This window comes from Actinomyces urogenitalis DSM 15434 (assembly GCF_000159035.1).
Classification (GTDB): Bacteria; Actinomycetota; Actinomycetes; order Actinomycetales; family Actinomycetaceae; genus Actinomyces; species Actinomyces urogenitalis.
In genome coordinates this window covers 242,031-261,958 of record NZ_DS999576.1, presented here as the reverse complement: position 1 = coordinate 261,958, position 19,928 = coordinate 242,031, and the positions used below count along the sequence as shown (strand labels likewise).

At 69.3% G+C, this 19,928-nt stretch carries 15 protein-coding genes; 8 read left to right on the top strand and 7 right to left on the bottom strand.

The annotated features are described in order from the left end of the window. Window positions 1-43 precede the first annotated feature (43 nt). From trpD to HMPREF0058_RS11890, 6 genes are all read left to right on the top strand, one after another. On the top strand, window positions 44-1,141 hold the full coding sequence (gene trpD, locus HMPREF0058_RS09310; RefSeq protein WP_006549530.1) for an anthranilate phosphoribosyltransferase: 1,098 nt from the start codon (window positions 44-46) through the stop codon (window positions 1,139-1,141). Next, window positions 1,141-3,450 carry a tryptophan synthase subunit beta gene (gene trpB, locus HMPREF0058_RS09305; protein ID WP_006549529.1) on the top strand — a complete coding sequence of 770 codons (2,310 nt, stop codon included), beginning with the start codon at window positions 1,141-1,143 and terminating at the stop codon, window positions 3,448-3,450. The genes trpD and trpB overlap by 1 nt, the downstream gene beginning before the upstream one ends. 1 nt (window position 3,451) lies before the next feature. Then, window positions 3,452-4,300, top strand: a complete 849-nt coding sequence (gene trpA / locus HMPREF0058_RS09300) for a tryptophan synthase subunit alpha (RefSeq protein ID WP_006549528.1) — start codon at window positions 3,452-3,454, stop codon at window positions 4,298-4,300. Further along, a complete protein-coding gene (locus HMPREF0058_RS09295) occupies window positions 4,297-4,917 on the top strand; it encodes a type II toxin-antitoxin system PemK/MazF family toxin (RefSeq protein WP_006549527.1) in 621 nt (206 codons plus the stop codon). Before trpA ends, HMPREF0058_RS09295 begins: the two co-directional genes overlap by 4 nt. A 237-nt stretch (window positions 4,918-5,154) precedes the next feature. Continuing rightward, window positions 5,155-5,415 carry a 30S ribosomal protein S20 gene (gene rpsT, locus HMPREF0058_RS09290; RefSeq protein ID WP_006549526.1) on the top strand — a complete coding sequence of 87 codons (261 nt, stop codon included), beginning with the start codon at window positions 5,155-5,157 and terminating at the stop codon, window positions 5,413-5,415. A gap of 686 nt (window positions 5,416-6,101) precedes the next feature. Then, entirely contained in the window at window positions 6,102-7,313 is a 1,212-nt protein-coding gene (locus HMPREF0058_RS11890) for a DUF4234 domain-containing protein (RefSeq protein ID WP_050765689.1), read from the top strand. 79 nt (window positions 7,314-7,392) lie between these two features. On the opposite strand, the gene HMPREF0058_RS12835 is transcribed toward HMPREF0058_RS11890, so the two are convergent. From HMPREF0058_RS12835 to HMPREF0058_RS09270, 3 genes are all read right to left on the bottom strand, one after another. Beyond that, entirely contained in the window at window positions 7,393-9,264 is a 1,872-nt protein-coding gene (locus tag HMPREF0058_RS12835) for an ATP-binding protein (RefSeq protein WP_006549524.1), read from the bottom strand. Window positions 9,265-9,341: 77 nt separating this feature from the next. Continuing rightward, window positions 9,342-11,171: an HSP90 family protein gene (locus HMPREF0058_RS09275; protein WP_006549523.1), complete on the bottom strand. Its 1,830-nt coding sequence runs from the start codon at window positions 11,169-11,171 to the stop codon at window positions 9,342-9,344. 46 nt (window positions 11,172-11,217) lie between these two features. Then, on the bottom strand, window positions 11,218-11,727 hold the full coding sequence (locus HMPREF0058_RS09270; protein WP_006549522.1) for a type III secretion system chaperone family protein: 510 nt from the start codon (window positions 11,725-11,727) through the stop codon (window positions 11,218-11,220). Between the two features lie 216 nt (window positions 11,728-11,943). Here HMPREF0058_RS09270 and HMPREF0058_RS09265 point away from each other — a divergent pair, with 216 nt between their 5' ends. Further along, entirely contained in the window at window positions 11,944-13,431 is a 1,488-nt protein-coding gene (locus HMPREF0058_RS09265) for a DUF1846 domain-containing protein (protein WP_006549521.1), read from the top strand. 34 nt (window positions 13,432-13,465) lie between these two features. Here the strand turns inward: HMPREF0058_RS09265 and holA are convergent, their stop codons facing one another. Next, window positions 13,466-14,494 carry a DNA polymerase III subunit delta gene (gene holA / locus HMPREF0058_RS09260; RefSeq protein ID WP_006549520.1) on the bottom strand — a complete coding sequence of 343 codons (1,029 nt, stop codon included), beginning with the start codon at window positions 14,492-14,494 and terminating at the stop codon, window positions 13,466-13,468. A 263-nt stretch (window positions 14,495-14,757) separates the two neighbouring features. On the opposite strand from holA, the gene HMPREF0058_RS09255 reads away from it, so the two are divergent. Continuing rightward, entirely contained in the window at window positions 14,758-16,647 is a 1,890-nt protein-coding gene (locus HMPREF0058_RS09255) for an SHIRT domain-containing protein (RefSeq protein ID WP_006549519.1), read from the top strand. A gap of 107 nt (window positions 16,648-16,754) precedes the next feature. Here the strand turns inward: HMPREF0058_RS09255 and HMPREF0058_RS09250 are convergent, their stop codons facing one another. The 3 genes from HMPREF0058_RS09250 to HMPREF0058_RS09240 all read right to left on the bottom strand — a co-directional run. Beyond that, window positions 16,755-18,389 (bottom strand): ComEC/Rec2 family competence protein, encoded by a 1,635-nt coding sequence (locus tag HMPREF0058_RS09250; protein ID WP_006549518.1) that lies wholly within the window; start codon window positions 18,387-18,389, stop codon window positions 16,755-16,757. 12 nt (window positions 18,390-18,401) lie between these two features. Further along, the gene (locus HMPREF0058_RS09245) at window positions 18,402-19,205 is read right to left on the bottom strand and encodes a ComEA family DNA-binding protein (RefSeq protein ID WP_248597021.1); all 804 of its coding nucleotides are present in this window, start codon (window positions 19,203-19,205) and stop codon (window positions 18,402-18,404) included. A gap of 173 nt (window positions 19,206-19,378) precedes the next feature. After that, window positions 19,379-19,928 (bottom strand): DegV family protein (locus HMPREF0058_RS09240; protein WP_006549516.1); only part of this gene is annotated, 550 nt, incomplete at its 5' end.

Below are 19,928 nucleotides of genomic sequence, written 5' to 3'. Positions count from 1 at the left end.
CGCGTCCCTCCCACCAACTGACACACACCTGACTGGAGATCACATGTCCACCACACCCGCACCCGCTGAGAACAACGCCCTGGAACCTGAGCAGGCCGAGGCCGCCCGCGTCCTGCTGCGCGGCGTCATCCAGGGCAAGCGCCTGTCCTACGAGGAGGCGTACACCGTCTTCGCCGCGCTGTCGGCTGGGGCCTTGAGCCAGACCGAGACCGCCGCGCTGCTGGCCGGCCTCCACGCACGCGGCGAGGACGTGGCCGAGGTCGCCGGGGCCGCCGCGGCCTTCCGCGCTGCCGCCCGTCCCTTCCCCGAGCTGGACGTGCCCTTGTTCGACATCGTGGGCACCGGCGGGGACGGCGTAGGCACCATCAATATCTCCACCGGAGCCGGCATCGTGGCCGCCTCCATGGGTCTGGCCGTGGCCAAGCACGGCAACCGGGCCGTGTCCTCCAAGACGGGTGCCGCTGACGTCATCGCCGGGCTCGGCCTGCCTCTCGACCTGAGCCCCGAGCAGGCCTCTGACGTCCTGAAGCGCGACGGATTCACCTTCCTCTTCGCCCAGGCCTACCACCCGGCCATGCGTTTCGTGGCGCCGGTGCGCGGGGCGCTGAAGACCCCGACGATCTTCAACGTGCTCGGCCCCCTCATCAACCCCGCCCACCTGAGCTACCAGGTCATGGGTGTGGCTGACGTAAGCAAGCTGGACATGATCGCCCACACCCTCCACGCGCTGGGCCGCGAGCGCGCCCTGGTCATCAACGGCCTGGGCCTGGACGAGATCACCGTCCACGGCACCACCACCGTGCGCGAGGTGAGCCCGCAGGGCGTGCGCTCCTTCGAGGTCACGCCCGAGGACCTGGGTGTGCGCACTCACGAGCTGTCCGAGATGCTGGGCGGTGCCACCAGCCAGAACGCGGCGATCCTGCGCGAGGTCTTCGCCGGAGGCGGGCAGGCCGGTCACCGTGACGCCATCGCCGTCAACGCTGGCGCGCTGCTCTACCTGGCCGGGCGCGTGGAGACGCTGCGCGAAGGCACCCAGGCTGCTCTGGAGCAGCTGGCCAGTGGCAAGGTCGCCGAGCACCTGGAGTCCATGACCCGCAACGCTGACGCGCTGACGCACACCGATTCCACCCAGGAGGCCTGATGACTACCTCGACCACTGGCAACGACCCTCGCCCCGAGCTGCGGCCGGTCGACGAGCGCCTCGTGCGCACCGGCACGGTCCTGGACTCGATCGTGGACGGTCGGCGATCCCGCCTGGCCGAGCTGCGCGCACGCTTCGGTCACCTGCGTGCCGAGCAGCTGCCTCGCTCGCAGCGCTCCTTCGCCAAGGCCCTGCGCACCCGCTCAGGAGACTCGGCCAGTCCTCAGCCCGCGCTCATCCTGGAGTGCAAGTCGGCCTCTCCCTCACGCGGGACCATCCGCCACGACTACGACCCGGCGGCTCTGGCCAGCGCTTACGTGCCCTGGGCTGCCGCTGTCTCGGTGCTCACCGAGCCTGACCGCTTCGCAGGCTCCTTCGAGGACCTCGCGGCGGTGCGCGCGGTGGTGGACGTGCCGGTGCTGTGCAAGGACTTCATCGTCGACCCCGTCCAGGTGCTCGCGGCCCGCAGCCTGGGCGCGGACGCGATCCTGCTCATGCTCTCGGTGGTGCCCGACGACGTCTACCGTGACCTGGCGTCCCTGGCCGCTGAGTTGGGCATGGACGTGCTCACTGAGGTCTCCACGCCTGAGGAGATGCACCGGGCCGCAGCGCTGGGCGCCACGGTGGTGGGGATCAACAACCGTGACCTGCGCACCCTGGCCACGGATATCGCCAGGACCGAGCAGATGGCTCCGCTGGCTCCTGCTGGCGTGGTGCTCGTGGGTGAGTCCGGGGTGGAGACTGCCGACGACGTACGCCGCCTGGCCGGGCTCGTTGACGCCCTGCTCATTGGCTCCTCGGTCTCCTCCTCCCCTGACCCGGCCGTGGTCGCTGAGGTCCTGGCGACGGCGGTCCCGGTTGCTGGGCGCACCGGCCAGGACGCTGACGCCCCCCAGCCCGCCCCGGAGGCGAGCCAGCCCACGCACGGCGCGGCGTCGTCGTCGGCCACCCAGCCGGCACCGCGCGAGCACGAGGGCCACACCCACCCGCGACTGCCCGCCTACTTCGGCCCCTACGGCGGGCAGTACGTGCCAGAGCTGCTCATCCCGGCCCTGGACCAGCTGGAGGACGCCTTTATCGAGGCCCAGGCTGACCCGACCTTCCACGCCGAGCTCGATGAGCTCATGCGCCGCTACCTGGGCCGCCCCACCCCGGTCACCGAGCTGCGTCACCTTCCGCGCGGGGGCAACGCCCGGATCTTCCTCAAGCGAGAGGACCTGGTCCACGGCGGGGCGCACAAGGGCAACCAGGTGCTTGGTCAGGCCCTGCTGGCCAAGCGCATGGGCAAGAGCCGCATCATCGCCGAGACCGGCGCGGGCCAGCACGGCACGGCCACCGCGATGGTGTGCGCGCTGCTGGGGCTGGACTGCACGATCTACATGGGCGCGACCGACGTGGTGCGTCAGGCCGCCAACGTCGAGCGTATGGAGCTCATGGGGGCCCGGGTGGTTCCGGTGGCCTCGGGGGCGGGCACGCTCAAGGACGCCGTCAACGAGGCGCTGCGTGACTGGACGGCCTCGTTCAAGGACACCCACTATCTGCTGGGCACGGCCGCCGGGGCCCATCCCTTCCCCACGATCGTCCACGAGTACCACCGAGTGATCTCGCGCGAGGCCCGCGCGCAGATCCTGGCCATGACGGGACGACTGCCTGACGAGGTCATCGCCTGCGTGGGCGGGGGCTCGAACGCGATCGGTATGTTCAGCGAGTTCGTTGGCGACGACGGCGTGGGCCTCATCGGGGTCGAGCCGGCTGGCGAGGGCCTGGACTCAGGGCACCACGGCGCCCCGATCAACGCCGGGAAGGTCGGGATCCTGCACGGGGCCCGTTCCTACCTCATGCGCACTGACGAGGGGCAGGTCGAGGAGTCCTTCTCCGTCTCGGCTGGTCTGGACTACCCGGGCGTGGGACCGGAGCACGCGTGGCTGTCAGACTCCGGGCGCGCCCGCTACGTGGGGGTCACGGACGAGGAGGCGGTGGACGCCTTTGTCCAGCTCTCCCGGTGGGAGGGCATCATCCCGGCCCTGGAGAGCGCCCACGCGCTGGCCCAGGCGCTCAAAATCGCGCGCCAGACCCCGGCTGACGCCCCGACCCCGCACCTGCTGGTGTGCCTGTCCGGGCGCGGGGACAAGGACCTGGAGCAGATCCGGATGCGCCTGGGCGGCTCCTTTACCTGCGACGGCGCGGTGGCCCGGGCCGCTGCGATGGTGGAGGAGATGGGCAAGCGCACCGAGTACGTGGGGCTGGCCCGACGCGAGGCAGCCAGTGCGACTGAGGCTGCGCCGACCACGACCAACGAGGAGGCCTGAGATGTCCCGTTACCCTCAGATGTTCCAGCGCCTGGCGGATGCCGGCGAGGGCGGTTTCGTCCCCTTCGTCATGGTGGGCGACCCCGACGCCGGTCTGAGCGAGGCCGTCATCGAGGCCCTGATCGAGGGCGGAGCGGACGCTCTGGAGCTGGGCGTGCCCTTCTCGGACCCGGTGGCTGACGGCCCCACGATCCAGCGCGCCCACATCCGGGCGCTGGAGGCGGGAGTCGGATTCCGCTCGGCGCTGGAGGTTGTGGCCAGGGTGCGTGAGCGTCACCCTGAGCTGCCCATCGGCATGCTCATCTACGGCAACGTGCCCTTCGCCGTCGGCCTGGAGACCTTCTACCGTGAGTGCGCGCAGGCCGGCATCGACTCGGTCCTGCTGCCGGACGTCCCGGTGCGCGAGGGCGACGCGTTCTCCCAGGCCGCTGAGGCTGCTGGGATCGACGCGGTCTATATCGCCCCGCCCTCGGCCAGCCCTGACACGCTGGCCGGCGTGGCCGCGGCCTCACACGGCTACGTCTACGCCGTCTCACGGGCCGGAGTGACTGGGACCGAGACCGCCTCGTCCACGATCGGGCTGGCTGAGGCGGTGGCAAGGCTGCGGGCCGACGCCGCCGCGCCGGTCATGCTGGGCTTCGGGATCTCGACGCCCGAGCAGGTCGCTGAGGCGATCGCGGCCGGGGCGGACGGCGCGATCTCTGGTTCCGCAGTGGTCAAGGTGGTCGAGGCCCACGCCCCCGCCCTGATGTCGGCGCCGGCAGGCTCACCTGAGCGCGCCACGGAGCTGGAGGCGCTGCGGGCGGAGCTGATCGAGCTGGTGAGCGCCATGAAGGCGGCCACGCGATGAGGCTCGGTCAGGTCCTGGGGGCCCTGGCACGCCTCCTCTCCCACGCGGCGCCGCGGGAGGAGACGCGGACAGAGTCACGGACGGAGCAGGGCACCGGAGCCCCGCGTGGTCAGCGGCCGGTGCCGCGCGGTGGTGCCGCCTCCGCCCGTACCACCACCCGTCCCCGCTCGGCTTCTCCCACCACGCCGGCCTCGACCTCGGTTCTGCCTTACGACGTCGCCAGCTTGGGGCTGCCGGACTTCGTCTACGCCCCTGACCCGGACGGGGACGCTGACCCCGGCGAGGTCGTATGGACCTGGGTTCCTTACGAGGAGGACGCCTCACGGGGCAAGGACCGCCCGGTCCTGGTCCTGGCGCGTGAGCACGGCCGGCTCGTGGTGGCACAGATGACGAGCAAGGACCATGACCACGACGCCGAGCAGGAGGCCCGCTGGGGCCGCTACTGGCACGACGTCGGATCCGGGGCCTGGGACCGCCAGGGGCGTCCCAGCGAGGTGAGGCTGGACCGGCTGCTCGTGGTGGATCCTGACGCCGTCCGGCGCGAAGGCGCGACGATGGACCGGGGTACCTTCAACGGCGTGGTCGCCGCGCTGCGTGCCCACTGGGCAGGACGCTGAGCGGGCGGCCTGTCTGAGCGAGCGTCTGGCAGGTTGACGCACCTCACGCCTCACGCAGGCCTGCGTGAGGAAAATCCAGCAGCCCGGCTGGTAAAGTCACGCCTTGGACCTCTGGCCTGGCCGACTGTGGGGTCCAGCGGGCGGACTCGCCGGGTGCTTCCACCACCTCTTGGTCTGCTGACGCGAACCCTCTCTCCGGCCATTGACCATTCACTCTTCGAGAAGGCAACTTTCACAGTGGCGAACATCAAGTCCCAGATCAAGCGCATCAAGACCAACGAGAAGGCCCGCCTGCGCAACCAGTCTGTCAAGTCCGAGCTCAAGACCTACGTGCGCCGCGTGCGCGAGGCCGTTGAGGCTGGAGACAAGGCTGCTGCTGAGGAGGGTCTGAAGAAGGCTGCTCGCAAGCTGGACAAGGCCGCTTCCAAGGGCATCATCCACCGGAACCAGGCCGCCAACCGCAAGTCCAAGCTGGCCAAGCGCGTCGCCTCCATCTGAGGAACCTGACCGGCTCACCGAGTCCGCAGTCAGTCACGAGGGCGTCTCCCACTGCGGGAGACGCCCTCCTCGTTGTTTCTCCCTCATGACGACGGCGGCTAGCATGGCACTGCAGCCGCTGACGCTGTCTTCCCCACTCCCCACGATCCCCTTGGTGTGACACCCGATGCCTATTGCCCTGTCCCTGCCCGGGCCCATCACCTCCCAACAACACGATTGAGTGGTTACCGCTGATGTCGATCAACCCCCTCACCCTGCCCGAGCAGTGGGCGCAGGCCTTCCGCCAGGTCACGGGCCGCGAGCCCACCCAGGCCGACTACGACGCCGCCGTCCGCACTGTCGCGCCAGCACCGCCGTCAGCTCCCAGCAGCGAGGCGGCTGCGGGCACCGCCCCGGCTCCCGTCTCCTGGACGACGCCGGTCCCTGCACCGCCGGCCACGCAGCCATCAGCATCACAGGCCTACAGCCAGCCGGTTCCCCCGCCGCCGAGTCCGCTCTCAGCTGCGCCCGCCCCGCAGGCAAGCGCGCCCCTGCCACCGCTGACCTCTGCTCCAAGCGCTGCCGTGGCTGCGGTACCGCCTGTGCCGACGGCGCCTCCTCAGCCTGGTGGTTCCAGCGCGCAGGCAGCTCCCGCACCCGGCCAAGGCGCAGGTACCCGTACGGCTGGCGTCACTGGTGCCGCAGCGGTGAGCGCTGTGCGTTCCTTCTTTGAGCCCCGGATCTCCCTCGACCAGGTCCGTACCGGGTTCCAGACGATGCTGGCCAGCCCGCAGACGCACCTGCCGCAGGCCCTCGCAGCCGCTGTCGGGCTGGTCGGAGGTATGAGCACCGTGCTGATGACCTTCCTGAACCTGCGGATACTGCGGTACACGCTGGGCGACTTCGACTACTGGGGCTTTGCGACCGGGATGATGCTGATGATCATCAACCTGGTCTGCCTGGTCGGGGCACTCGCTGGTGGCGCCGTGGCGGTCTACATGGCTGCTACGGCCGTTGCGGTTCCCTCCCGGCAGACGTCTGTCAAGGCGGCGCTGAGTACGCTCGCCCTGCCCGTGGCCTTCATCGTGGTGCCGCTGCTGATGTGGCAGGTCGTCTTCCGCGTGCTGAACTGGATCATCAGGGCCATCGGCGCCGGCGGGGTCTGGTACACCACCGGCCCCTTCGAGCAACTCAGCTCTCTTGTGTGGCCGTACTACACGACGGGGAAGATCTCCATGGTCTTCATGTTCTTCGCGCTGGCCGGTGCGCTCGTCTCGTGGCTGGTAGCCACAGGGCAGATCAGCCTGCCGGCGGCCCCGGCTGCCGGTGCCTCTCAGCCGACGCCGCCGCATCCCGATCCCCTGTCCTCGGCTGCCGCTGGTCTGACCAGTGCTGAAGCGGCCGGCACGATGGCCGGCGCGGCCGTCGCCCCCACCGGGGAACTCGTGACCACAGCGCCTCCGGCCCCCAGCCAGGCTGGCGCCTACGGCCAGTCAGCCCCGGCCATGCCCACGGCAGCCAACAGCTTCACCACCTCGCGCTCGCTGATCGGCTACCTCATTGCCTCCTTCTTCACCTTCGGCCTGTACAGCCTGTACCGCTGGAGCGAGATCTCCTCAACGATCAACGCCATCGCCTCCCGCTATGACGGGCGCAAGACGATGCACTACCTCCTGCTGGCTCTCATCGTCGCCCCGCTGACACTTGGTATCGGCTACTTCGTGTGGTCTCACAACATCTGCGGACGCATCGGTGCCGAGGCCGCCCGCCGCGGCCGTCCCGGGATGCTCTCCTCCGCCGACTTCTGGCTGTGGATGGTGCTGGGCTCGCTCATCATCGTGGGTCCCTTCGTCTACTGCTACCGGGTCTTCCAGGCGATGAACTTCATCTCCGAGTCCTACAACACCCAGGGAATCTGAGCCTCGGGCGTACCAGGGGCGGGCCAGCACTTGCCGTGCAGGCCCGCCCCTGGCTCGTCCTTGGTCGCGTCGCTGCGCGCTACAGGGCCTTGATCAGCTCCTCGGCCCGGTCCGTGCGACCCGTTGAGCGCAGCAGCGCCAGCAGCTCCTCCCCGATCTGGGAGCGCTCGGTCAGGCACCTGGCGATCGTGAAGCCCTCGAAGGCGCTCTCCAGCGCGTAGACAGCGTCCTCGTCACGCCCGAGAGCCACCGCGATCCGTCCGGCCAGCCAGAAGGCGTGAGCGACGTCCTTGACCAAGCCCGAACCCGCAAAGTCCTCGCCAGCCTGGGTCGCCAGCTTGTAGGCCTCTTCCAGGTCCTGCTCCTGGGCGAACAGCGTCCGGGCCAGTGTGTCCTGCAGCCGGGCACGCAGGCGCGTCTGATCCGCCTGGTCCTCGCGGCGCGCCAGCTCCTCCAGCATCTGGCACAGGTGAGTGAGGACGGCGTCCGCCTCCCCACGCGCGCAGGCCACCGGCGCCCAGGCCTCCAGCACCGCTGCCACTATGTCCGCCGGAGCCTGGCCCGCACGCAGCAACGGCACCGCCTTGGCGAACAGGGAGCTCGCCAGTCCCTCGCCAGCGGCGTTGAGGCTCTGCGCGGCCTCGGCGTACGCCGCCCCGGCTCGCTCCAGGAATCCAGCGTCGCGGGCGATCAGCGCAGCACGTTGGTAGTAGTAGGCAGCCCGCAGGTAGTCCTGCTGCCCCAACGCCTCCTCAGCCTTGGCCCACGCCCCTGCGCCGTCGCCGTGCAGCCCGGCCTCGTCCTGCTGCGCCGGCGGGGCCGGTGGGGTCTGCCCACCCGGCCCCGCCACGCCGTCGTCATCCAGGCTCGCAGGCAAGGGCTCGCCGGCGCTGCTGGCAGCCAGGAGCTGGCGTGCCCGGGCGTCGAAGTCCAGGTGACGCCCGCTGACCGGCGTGTTGATCGCCGCGTCGAGCATCTGGGCGTAACGAGTCGTGCCGTTACGAGAGTCGAAGGCTGCCGCTAGCTCACGGGCCTTGTCGATCGAGCGCTGACGCAGCGGCTCATAACGCTCGTCCCCGGCTGCGCTGAGCCCGGTGATGATGTGCAGCAGGCGCAGCAGGGCCGGCCGGGGTGGCTCAGGGGTCGGCCGGTGCTCGGCCTCCCGGATGAGGTGGACGGCCTCCTCCACGTGCCCGGAGCTGGCCAGCAGCTCGATCTGCCGGCTCTCGCCACGGTTGTGGTGCGGCTCGTCGTCGCGGCTGGCCAGGGCGTCCTTGTAGGCATGCACCGCCAGCTCGTCGTCACCGGCGTAGAAGGCCGCCAGCGCCATTGCTGTGCGGGTGTTCCACGGCTCCTGGTTGCATTCCCACTGCTGGGTACGTGCCAGCGCAATCGTCTCCTCATAGCGACCCGCATCCAGGAGCGTGTTGACCTCAGTGCCAATCTGGCACGCTCGGCAGTCGTCCTGCTGCGAGCCGGGCTCGGTCTTGACCTCCTGGAGGCGCTGCCAGACCTCCGGGTCCCCGCGGTGGGAGGCCCACAGGAACCGCGCCGTGCGCACCGGCCCGAGCCCGAGGCCTGCCAGCCGGTAGCGCCGCTCCATGTCCTCGATAAGCGCCTCGACCTGCGCGGCAGTGACCTGCGGGTAGTCGATGGCGTCGTTGACCACCCACTTGTACTCCCAATAAAGGTTGCGGGTGTCGACGGCGTCAAAGAGCTCGGGCCGGGAGTCGTACAGGCGCAGGATCCTGGCGAAGGTGGCCAGCGTGCTCATGGTCTCATCGGCAAAGGTATAGGCCTCCACCAGGTCAAGCAGACCCACGGGCAGCAGCCGGTCCAGCTGATGGGTCTCAATGTCCTTGACCACGCGCTCGGCAGCCAGGATCCTTGCCTGGCCGTATGGCATGGAGGAGATGCGTCGCAGCTCGGAGAATGCTTCCTGCTCGTTCATGTACGGCTCCTTTGCGTGAGATCGTGACGACGACGCCGCCTGCTGCCCGGTCCGATACCTCGCCCGGGTGGCGGTAGCTATCCCGGCCGGCCGGTGCCAGGTCTGAGCGCCGAGCGAAGCAGCTCAGCCAGGCCGGCTCCGTAGGCCCGCGCCTGGGAGGCACCCAGTCCCTCTCCGGCGAGCATGACGGCGGACAGGTGCAGGGAGGTCAGGGCTGCGTCAAAGACCTCCTCGCCGTAGGCGTCCAGCAGCAGGTGCGTCACCTCGCTGCGGTCGTTGAGGACCAGGGTGCGAGCCGGTTCCTGCGGTGCGGTGTCCAGCGAGCCCAGCAACCCACCCCACAAGTCAGGCGAGGCCTCGGACTCGGCGTGCAGCGCCGCCCGACGCTCAGCCTCGGGGTCCACCAGCACGATGGCCGGGACCTCGGCAGGATCGAACTCGCGCAGCATGACGGCGGTCTCGGATGACTGGAGGATCTGCTCAGCCCGCGCCACGGCCGCGGCCACCTGCGCCAGGCGCTGGGAGGTGGGCAGGCAGAGCAGGTGGACCACGTCCTTGGCCTCCAGCTCGCGAATGGGCCAGCCTAGTCGGCTGCCGAGCGCGGCGACGAGATCGGCGTCGTAGACGTAGCCGGCGTTAACCACGGTCAGGCCCTGGGCACGGGCCACGGAGCTGACGCGGCGGAAGGCCTCGGTGGTGGAGGTGTAGAGCAGCTCACTCTCCCCGCGGGCCTCGGCCAGGGTCAGCAGGCCGTCCGTGGTCTCGTAGGGCAGGACACGTGCGCACAGGTCGAGCACGGTGGTGTCGGTCAGGGCGACGGCGCGCAGTGCGAGGTGATGGGTCTTGATAATCGCCTGCGCGGTGGATCCCCGCGCGCTCAGGCACGTGGTGAGCCAGCTCTTGAGCTGCTCGCCCAGGGCCTCGCGCACCTGCCACAGCACCTCGTCCTCGTGGAGGTCCTCGCGCGAGGCGGTGGGGGTCAGGGAGTCAGCGTTGATGACGGCGCGCACAAAGAAGGCCCACTCAGGCAGGATCTTGTCCACCCGGGGTCCCAGCAGCATCTGCTTGGTGTAGACCCGGTGGCTGCCCGATCCCGGCGCCACGGCCTGAGGCAGGACGAAGGCCACGCCGCTGACCCCTGCCACGGGCACCTCCAGCGGGATGGAGGCCAGCGGCTGCCAGCCGAAGGTGGACTGGCAGTAGTCGGACATGGCCTGGTCACGGGCAGCCCGGGAGGAGTACTCCCTGCGCCAGGGCAGGACGGGCTCGGTCAGGCGCAGCCAGCGCTCCTCGCCGTCGACCTGCGTGGCGATAGCCAGGTCCACTGGCAGCAGGCCGGCGTAGTCACGTGCCAGCTGGGTGACCATGTCGGGGGCGAGCCAGTGCTCACAGTCCCGGCGCGCCACGAGCCGGACCTGGGAGCCGATCTCATGACCGGCCGGGTCCAGCTCGTCCAGGCTGAAGGTGCCGTCCGCCCTGCCCTTCCAGCGGATCGCCGGTGAGCCGGGCAGGTAGGAGCGGGAGATGACCTCGATCTCGTCGGCCACCATGAAGGCCGCGAGCATGCCGATGCCGAACTGACCGATGTACTCCCGGCGCCCCTCCCCCAGCAGGGAGTCGCGTTTGGAGGAGCGACCAATCGTTGCCAACAGCTCGCGCGCCTGGTCCGCAGTCAGCCCGATGCCAGTGTCAGTGACGCTGAGCGTGGGCTGACCGTCAGGTGCCGTGCCAGTACGCAGGCGCACTCGCATCGGCTCCTGCCCGGGCTCGGGCAGCTGGCCGCGCGCCGTCATCGCGTCGACGGCGTTCTGCAGCAGCTCGCGCAGATAGACCTGCGGGCCGGAGTACAGGTGGCGGGAGAGCAGGTCCACCATCCCGCCCAGGTCTACCTGGAAACGATCAGCCATCCGTGTCTGGAAGCTCCTGGGAAAAGAGACGTCACCCCCCGCAGGCTCACTCACCCAGCGCCTCGCGCTCGGCCTGCTCAGCCTCGAAGACCTTCCACTCCTCGGGGAAGATCTCGGTGGTCAGGTGATCGAAGAACCTCAGACCCGTTGTCATGGCGCAGTGCACGGCCAAGGCGATCTGCTCGTCAGTGGCTCCGAGCTCGAAGTCCACGTTGTGCTCAGCCATGACGACCGTCTGGTCGGCATTGTTGAGCGCGGCAAAGGTCTTGGGCCACAGGGCCCTGGTGTTCCAATCGTTGCACGCCTGCATGGCCTTGGGCAGCTCGTCGGCAGGCAGAGGAAGATGGAAACGCCCCTGGATACGCAGGATCTCACCCTGCTCACCACCACGCATGAAGAAGAAGATCCCGGTGTCCCAGCCGCAGGCGAGGTCACCGTCCTCGTCATAGCCGTACTTGAGCTCGTCATCCTCTAGGACCTTGGCCACACGGTCGAGGCTGAGCGGGGCGAGCGGGTTGTAGGAGGGGGTGGACGCGTCCTTGCTGAAGAAGCCCATGGCAGTCTCCGGATCCGTACTCGGGGGGGCAATGAGATGGGTAGGGTGAGCCTATCGGCGCCCAGCAGTTTTGTCTTGACGATCACACAGCGACCTTGTCATCCGTGCCAGTGGTGAGTGCGCGCGGTCTGCGGTCAGCGAGCCTGACGCAGTAGAATCCCCCGGGCCGGTGCCTGATGCCCGCCTCCCGCTAGCCCCCGACGTCAGGAGACACCGATGCGAATCGGATTTGACCGCGAGAAGTACCTGCGGATGCAGTCAGAGCACATCGCCGAGCGTCGTGCGCAGTTCGGCGGCAAGCTCTACCTAGAGTTCGGCGGCAAGCTCATTGATGACATGCACGCCTCGCGTGTCCTGCCCGGCTTCACCCCGGACAACAAGATCGTCATGCTGGCCGAGCTGGCGGACGAGGTCGAGATCATCGTGGCGGTCTCCGCCAAGGACCTGGCCCGTCACAAGGTGCGTGCGGACCTGGGGACGGGGTATGAGGAGGAGGTCCTGCGCCACATCGACGCCTTCCGTGGTTACGGGCTGTACGTGGGCAGCGTCGTCATCACCCAGTGGACGGACGACAACCGTCAGGCCAAGTCCTTCAAGCGCAAGCTCGAGCGCCTGGGCATCAAGGTCTACCGCCACTTCCCGATTCCCGGCTACCCCAACGACGTCGCCAGGATCGTCTCCGAGCACGGCTACGGACGCAACGAGTACATCGAGACCGAGCGCGACCTCGTCGTCGTCACCGCTCCCGGCCCTGGCTCAGGCAAGATGGCCACCTGCCTGTCCCAGATGTACCACGACCACGCTCGCGGGCTGGCCTCGGGCTACGCCAAGTTCGAGACCTTCCCGATCTGGAACCTGCCGCTGGACCACCCGGTCAACATCGCCTACGAGGCCGCTACCGCGGACCTGGACGACGTCAACATGATCGATCCCTTCCACCTGGCTGCCCACGGGGTCCAGACGGTCAACTACAACCGCGACGTCGAGATCTTCCCGGTCCTGTCCCGGCTGTTCGAGGAGATCCTGGGGTCCTCGCCCTACCAGTCCCCCACGGATATGGGCGTCAACATGGCCGGCCACTGCATCAGTGACGACGAGGCCTGCCGCGAGGCCTCCAAGCAGGAGGTCATCCGCCGCTACTACAAGGCGCTGGTGGCCGAGAAGCGGGAGATGACCGACCCGGTCCAGTCCGAGCGCATCGCCCTGCTCATGTCCAAGCTCGGCATCGACCGCGAGGACCGGCCGGTGGTCCCGCCCACGCTCAAGCTCGCCAAGTCCACCAAGGCGCCGGCTGCGGCGATCGAGCTGCCGGACGGCACGATCGAGCTAGGCAAGACCAGTGAGCTCCTGGGGTGCTGCTCGGCGATGCTGCTCAACGCGCTCAAGCGTCTGGCGGGGATCGACTCGGGGGTAGACCTGCTGGCCAAAGAGTCGATTGAACCCATCCAGGCGCTCAAGACCCGGCACCTGGGCTCACGCAACCCGCGCCTGCACACCGACGAGGTGCTCATCGCCCTGGCAGTGAGCGCCAACGGGGACGACAACGCCGCCCGCGCCCTGGCCCAGCTGGACTCGCTGCGGGGCTGCGACGTGCACACCTCGACGATCCTGGGCTCGGTGGATGAGGGGATCTTCCGTCAGCTGGGGATCCAGGTGACCAACGAGCCGGTCTTCGCCACCAAGTCCCTGTACCGCAAGCGCTGAGGGCGGCAGGCCGGGAAGGCTGTCTCCGGATCTCTTAGTGGCGCGGGCGCGGGATGCGTCCGTGGCGGGCGTTGCAGATGGCCAGGACGGCGCGCTCGACGGCGTGGACCGGGTCGCGTGAGGCTCCCTTGACCTCGGCGTCGGCGCGGGCCACGGCCTGGATGGCGTAGGCCAAAGCGTCGTCGGACCAGCCGGCGAGCTCGCGGCGGGCGCGGTCCACCTGCCAGGGAGCCATCCCCAGGTCCCTGGGGCTCATCTGCCGTCCCCCGGAGGCGGCCACGCGCGCCAGCTGGCGGATCTTCATGGCCAGGGCCGCCACGAGCGGGACGGGCTCAGTGCCGGTGGCGATGGCGTGACGCAGGGCGGTGACGGCCTTGGCTACGTTGCCGGCGGCTGCGGCGTCGGCCACGGTGAAGCCGGTGGCCTCGAAGCGCCCGGCGTAGTAGGTGTTGACGGCTTCCACCGTGATGGTGCCCTCGACGTCCGCCACGAGCTGGTCGACGGCGGAGAGCAGCTCGCGCAGGTCGCTGCCCAGCGCGTCGACGAGGGCTCCCACGGCCTCGGTCTCGATACGGCGCCCAGCCGCGCGCACGTCCGCGGTCACGAGGGCCGCCTTGTCCTTGGGGGACTTGACGGCCTCGATGGTGACCACCGGGTAGGGCGAGGCGGCTAGGGCATCGAGCAGCTTCTTGCCGCGCTGGCCGCCGTTGTGGCGCAGAAGGACGACGACGTCGGGGTCGGCGTGGGAGGCGTAGGCGAGCAGGTCGGCGAGCAGGGCGTCACTCATCTGCTCCAGGGCGGGGACGTGGACGAGCTTGGGCTCGCCGAAGAGGGAGGGTGAGACGAGGGCGTCGAGCTGGTGGGACTCGTAGGTGGCGGCCTCCAGGCGCACGACCTCCGTCGTCGGGTCCTTCTGGCGGGCCAGGGAGAGCACGCGGGCCACGGCGCGGTCTGCCAGGACCTCCTCACCGGCGCGGATGAGGATGATCGGCGCCAGGCCGACCTCGTTCCAGGCCGGGCCGGCCGGTGCCTTGCGCCCGCGTGGGGACCGTGAAGCTGCCATGGGCCAAGCCTGCCACGGACCTCGGACACGAATCCGCACCCGGTGCGGTCCTGGGGATGGCACCGAGTCCGTCACGCGGTCGACTGAGCCTGAGGGGGCACATAGACTGTGCACAAGATGCCGGCTCGCCCGACTTCTCCCCCGCTCCCCGCACTTCCCAACGCGTCAGCTCACCTGGTCGCGCGAGGACGCAGGACACGGACGACGGCGCCGCGTCACCTACCAGCCCGGCACCCACCGGGTCCCACACCACACGTCAAGGAGTGAACAGCCGTGGCACACCACCTCAGGCGGGTACTCACCAGCGCGGCAGCAGGAGCCCTCCTGCTGACCGGGCTCGCCCCCGCCGCCAGCGCCGACAGCACTCCCCCCCCCAGCCAGCCACTGACAACGCGGTAACCGCTGACGCCGCGCCCCTGTGGGACGAGAACGGCTACATCGTCGCCAGCAACCAGGCTGAGCTGAACAACGCCATCGCCAAAGCCCGCGAGGCCGGCGTCACCGTCACCACCTCAGAACAGAAGCTTGATGCTGTAGCCAGCAACGACGCGGAGCAGGCCAAGACCCGGATCGAGCGGTCTAACGCAGAGGCGATCAAGGCTCTCAACACGGCAGTCACGAAGCAGCAAGAATACAATCTTGCGTTTGAGACAAAATTGAAAGAGGAACTCAAAAAGGTCCTCGAGGTAGAGAGCAACAAGGGGCTCGTTCTTGGAGACGAGGTGGATTGGGACAGTCTCTCAGTCATAACCCCCGCAACCAAGGAGCGGGACGAGAACCACAAGTTCACACTGAACTCGGACGGACGCGACCTCATCACGGCCAAGAAGGTCACGGTCGGCCAAAGCTGGAGCTACTCGAACGTCTTTCAAAATGCCCATGAGGGATCATGGGTTGACTTGCGACTGACCCTGATGTCAGCAGCATCCCACAACAATGACGGAACCGTGAGAGAGGTCGATGAGGTTCCGCTGAACGCAGTCATGATCGACAAGCGCTCGGTTGCGTTTGAGACCCTCAAGTATGACGTCACGATCAAGGTTGACTTCCTGAGCAACGGAAAACCTGTTGAAGTAACCCCACTCCTCATCTTCACAGACGTCGATGAAGGACAGGCTGTCAATATCGATTCTGACAACCTCATCAAGGCGTACGCGGGCAGCTCCGTCACGATAGGAGAAAAGAGTGCGAACCGCGGCTCAAAGAACTCTGTCTACAGCAGTGACCACATATCTGCGGCCCCGAGCAATCGCCCATTCTGGGCAGCCTTCGCGCTGAGACCCACCTCGTCTTTCACATATACCTATTTTGATGGAACATCAAGTGGGTCCCTGCACGGGATTGGCGGGAGCGCCTTGGCGTTCGACCGCCCCAGCAAGAGCTTTGTTGATCCGGTCGAGGTGACGATCCAGTCCCAGCAGGTCAAGCACCAGGTGGACTACAAGACCGTGGGAGACGCGCCTGCACAGTCGAGCGCCCTTCCTGTCACCACGAGCTACGCCCACAACGCCGGCGTCACCATCGCCGACGGCCTGAGCACCGAGTCTACCGACAAGGACGGCACCCCCGGAACCTGGACCTTCAACGGCTGGTACACCACCAGCGACCTCAACACCAAGGCCCAGAGCTTCACCATCACCCAGGACACCACCCTCTACGGCGCCTGGGAGTTCACCCCCAACACCTACAAGGTGACCCACGAGTTCGTCTCCGGCACCAAGGGCATGGACCTGCCCGACGAGATCACCAAGCGCACGCCTGCCAACCAGGAGGGCATCCTCAACGGCACCACCGTCAACCCCGGCACCTTCGACGCCACCGACTACGTCGACGAGGCCAACGACGGCACCTGGACCTTCCAGGCCTGGGACGCCACCGAGCAGACCATCAACAAGACCGACGCCCACTTCATCGGCACCTGGATCTTCACCGCCAGCACCAAGCCGGTGCCGGCACCAACCGATCAGCCCACCGCGACGTCCAAGCCCACGGCCGGCCCCACGTCAACCGTGACGCCCACGCCGTCGGCCAAGCCTGTGGTCAAGCGCAGCCTGGCCAAGACCGGTACGTCCACCGCACTGGCACTCTCCGCTGCAGGTAGTGCTCTGCTCGCCGGAGCCCTCCTGCTGAGCAGGAGGCGCAGCCGCTCCTAAGGAGATGGCCGCCATCTCATAGGCCCGGGGTCCTCAGTGGAACTCATCGACTGAGGACCCCGAGCCTCACCTTGTCCGTCCTTGCACGTGACAGGACCCATCGCGTCTCATCCACCTCGGCTGCGCCGCTTAGCCCTCGCGCTCCGCCAGCCGACCAGCACCGCCGTCGTCTCGATCGCCGCGAGAGCCACGGCTCCCCAGACCCCTTCCGGCCAGGCCACCACCGCCCCTGGCAACGAGGCGAAGGCGCGAGCCACCAGCGCGAGCCAGGCACAGCCCACCAGGGCAGGCCAAGCGACCACCGCCGCGAGCCCCAGCCACAGCGGCGCCACCAACGCCGCCGCCAAGCCGCACAACGTGGCCACCGGCACCGCCGGTGCCGCCAGGACGTTGGCAGGCACCGCCCACAACCCCACACTCGGCTGAAGCATGACGAGCAGCGGCGCACACGCCGCCTGCGCCACGAGTGGCACGGCCAGCACCGTCGCCAGCCATCTCGGCAGCCACCGGCCAAGACCCGCCTGCACCGGCGCCGTCCCCAAGACGATCCCGCCCGTCGCCGCGGCCGAGAGCGCGAAGCCGTAGTCACGCGACTGCCACGGGTCCACCAGCAGCAGCACCACCAGCGCCCCGCACAGCGACGGCAGCGTGGCGCTGCGCCTGCCCAGCGCCACTCCAAGGAGCATGACGCTACCCATAGCAGCCGCTCGCAGCACCGAGCCGCTCGGTTGCACCAGCACCACCAGGCCAGCCAGGGCAACCGCACCAGCCAGGGCACGCCACCGGCGCGGCAGGATCCCTAAGGCACTGAGTACCAGACCGGCCAGGATCGCCACGTGCTGCCCGGAGACCGCGGTGAGGTGGGTGAGCGAGACCGCTCGCATCTGCTCACGGACCTGACCCGGCAGCGCCGAGTCGTCACCCAGCGCGACCCCCGGCACCAGCGCGTGGCTTCCCGGTGGCCAACGCCTGGCCTGCACGCCCTCGCGTCCCGCGGCCTCGACCAGTCCCTCACGCAGGCGCCCGACCACCGCGAGCGCGCCCGACGGCGGCCCCACCACCCTCGGCTGCGCCTGTGCCCCGATGACGGCCGCTTCGCCGCTTCCAGGCTCCGCCGCCTGCAACCTGGTACGCACCTGCACCCGCTCCCCCAGGTGCGTGTGTAGCCACCCTTCCCTGCCAAAGACCATCGCCCGTTGCCGTGAGGCCCGGCCGTCCACGCTGAGGACCGTCAGCTCAACGAGCACGCTCGTGGCGCGCTGGGAGGCCGTGGCTCGCGGCGCCGTCGCCACCACGGCCTCGATGCTCACTTCTCTACCTGCCCTCGCCGCCTGGATCAGGGGGTCGGCTGCCCGGGCGTGCAGACCCGCAGCGCTGACCACCAGCACGGCGCAGGCTGCCAGAGCACTGAGGGCAACACTGGCCGACGCCGGTCCGCGCACCGTGGCGGTGTCCGTCCCTACCCCTGGGCGCGGGTCGGCGCGGTGACGCGCGGGCCGGTAGCGCCGCGCCCGCCTCAGCGCGAGCACACCGACTCCGATCCAGACCACGGCTGCCACAACCACGACGCCCAGGTGTGCCTCCTGCGCCACCGCCCACCACGCCGTCACCCATGCGGCTACCGCAGCCGGGACCAGGCGCAGGTCAAGGGGTTCGGGAGCAGTCGGCGCCGTGGCGGCCTCGGGCACCGGCTGACTGCTACTGCCCCGCCGGTCATCTGCTGCCTGCTGCCCGCTGCTCATACTGCGGCTCCGTCATACCGTGGCCCTGTCCCGCAGCGCCTCGAGCTTGGCCTGGCCGATGCCCGGGACGTCGAGGAGGTCCTCAACCGTGGCGAAGGGCCCGTGGGACTCGCGGTGACTGACGATGCGCTCGGCCAGCGCCGGTCCGATGCCGGGCAGGTCCTCAAGCGCGGCGGCGTCAGCGGTGTTGAGGTTGATGAGGCCGCCAGCCTGCGCCCCCTGCGAGTGTGCTGGCTGCCCGTCAGTCTGCCCTGCGGTAGCCTGCCCGCTCCCGCTGCCGGCAGGTTGCTGCGCCCAGGTTGAGGTGTCCTCCCCCGCCCGCGGCACACGCACCTGCTCGCCGTCGGCGAGCGGACGGGCAAGGTTGAGCTGGTCAGTGTCCGCGTCCGCCGCCGGGCCACCGGCAGCGTCAATCGCGTCGGCCACGCGCGCACCCGGCCGCAGGACCACGACGCCGGGCACGGCCACGGCGCCAGCCACATGCACCACCACCTGGGCCGGGCCGCTATCGGGCGAGGCTGGGTCCACGGGGACCAGGTCCTGGTCACCTGGGGCAAGGGAGGAGGTGGGGACCGGCGACTGAGCCCGCCGGCCGAGTGGGGCCTCCTGCCCGGTGGGCGCCGTCAGCATGGTGCGGGCGGCGAGTACCAGGGTCAGGGCGATGAGGCACACCCCCAGCGCCAGGGCCACCCGTGGCAGGAGAGCGGCCCTGCGGGGACGGATCTGGCTCGCTTCGTCCTCCGTGCGGCAGGCCAGACGCACCAGCTCCTCCAAGCTGGCGCGAGGCGCTGGGCCCTTGGCACGTCGACCGCTCATAGCACCGACGGTAGGGCTAGTCCTGTCTCGGCCGCTGCGAGCCTGTGGACGGACGCTGCCAGGCCTGTCGCGGGGCCGGCCTGTGGAGCCCGGGCTCGCCTCGTCCGGGCCACCACGCTTCGCCGCCCGGCGCGTCAGCCTCGCAACCGGACGCTTGAGACCGCTGGGACTACTCAGCGGCGAGGATCAGCCAGCGCCGGGGCGACGACGACGCCCAGCGCCCCGGTCCCCAGGTGCACCCTCGTCGCCTCATCCACCGGCGAGCGCAAGATCGCCTCCACCTGCGTGCCGGCCTCGGCCATGGCCTGGGCAAGATCATTCTCCAGCTCCCGCCCGTCAGCGGGGTCATCCCCATAGTGCACGGCCAGGCGCACGGGCATGGCCGGCGGGCGTGGGCCACGGGTGCGGCCCCCACCGGCCTGCTCCACCGCGATCTCAACGAGCCGGCGTCGGGCTCGCGCTCGACCACGCACCACCTCAACCAGGCTGATCCCGCGCTCATCGGCCCGTAGGAGGGGACGGATACCCAGTGCCCCGCCCATCATCGCCGTCGTGCGGTCCAGCCGCCCTCCGCGGCGCAAGGGGGCGAGGTCGTCCACCAGGAAGGTCAGGTGCGAGCGTGAGGCGGACTCACGTGCCCGGGCGAGCGCACGGCGCAGGTCCTCAGCCTGGCTGGCCGCGAGCGCCGCCAGGCCCAGCGCCCCCGCGCTCACTCCGAGGTCC

Bases quoted from the DNA above. Each gene is read 5' to 3' on its own strand.
- trpD (WP_006549530.1), top strand. From the start codon at position 44: ATGTCCACCACACCCGCACCCGCTGAGAACAACGCCCTGGAACCTGAG.
- trpB (WP_006549529.1), top strand. From the start codon at position 1,141: ATGACTACCTCGACCACTGGCAACGACCCTCGCCCCGAGCTGCGGCCG.
- trpA (WP_006549528.1), top strand. From the start codon at position 3,452: ATGTCCCGTTACCCTCAGATGTTCCAGCGCCTGGCGGATGCCGGCGAG.
- HMPREF0058_RS09295 (WP_006549527.1), top strand. From the start codon at position 4,297: ATGAGGCTCGGTCAGGTCCTGGGGGCCCTGGCACGCCTCCTCTCCCAC.
- HMPREF0058_RS12835 (WP_006549524.1), bottom strand. From the start codon at position 9,264: ATGAACGAGCAGGAAGCATTCTCCGAGCTGCGACGCATCTCCTCCATG.
- HMPREF0058_RS09275 (WP_006549523.1), bottom strand. From the start codon at position 11,171: ATGGCTGATCGTTTCCAGGTAGACCTGGGCGGGATGGTGGACCTGCTC.
- HMPREF0058_RS09270 (WP_006549522.1), bottom strand. From the start codon at position 11,727: ATGGGCTTCTTCAGCAAGGACGCGTCCACCCCCTCCTACAACCCGCTC.
- HMPREF0058_RS09265 (WP_006549521.1), top strand. From the start codon at position 11,944: ATGCGAATCGGATTTGACCGCGAGAAGTACCTGCGGATGCAGTCAGAG.
- holA (WP_006549520.1), bottom strand. From the start codon at position 14,494: ATGGCAGCTTCACGGTCCCCACGCGGGCGCAAGGCACCGGCCGGCCCG.
- HMPREF0058_RS09250 (WP_006549518.1), bottom strand. From the start codon at position 18,389: ATGAGCAGCGGGCAGCAGGCAGCAGATGACCGGCGGGGCAGTAGCAGT.
- HMPREF0058_RS09245 (WP_248597021.1), bottom strand. From the start codon at position 19,205: ATGAGCGGTCGACGTGCCAAGGGCCCAGCGCCTCGCGCCAGCTTGGAG.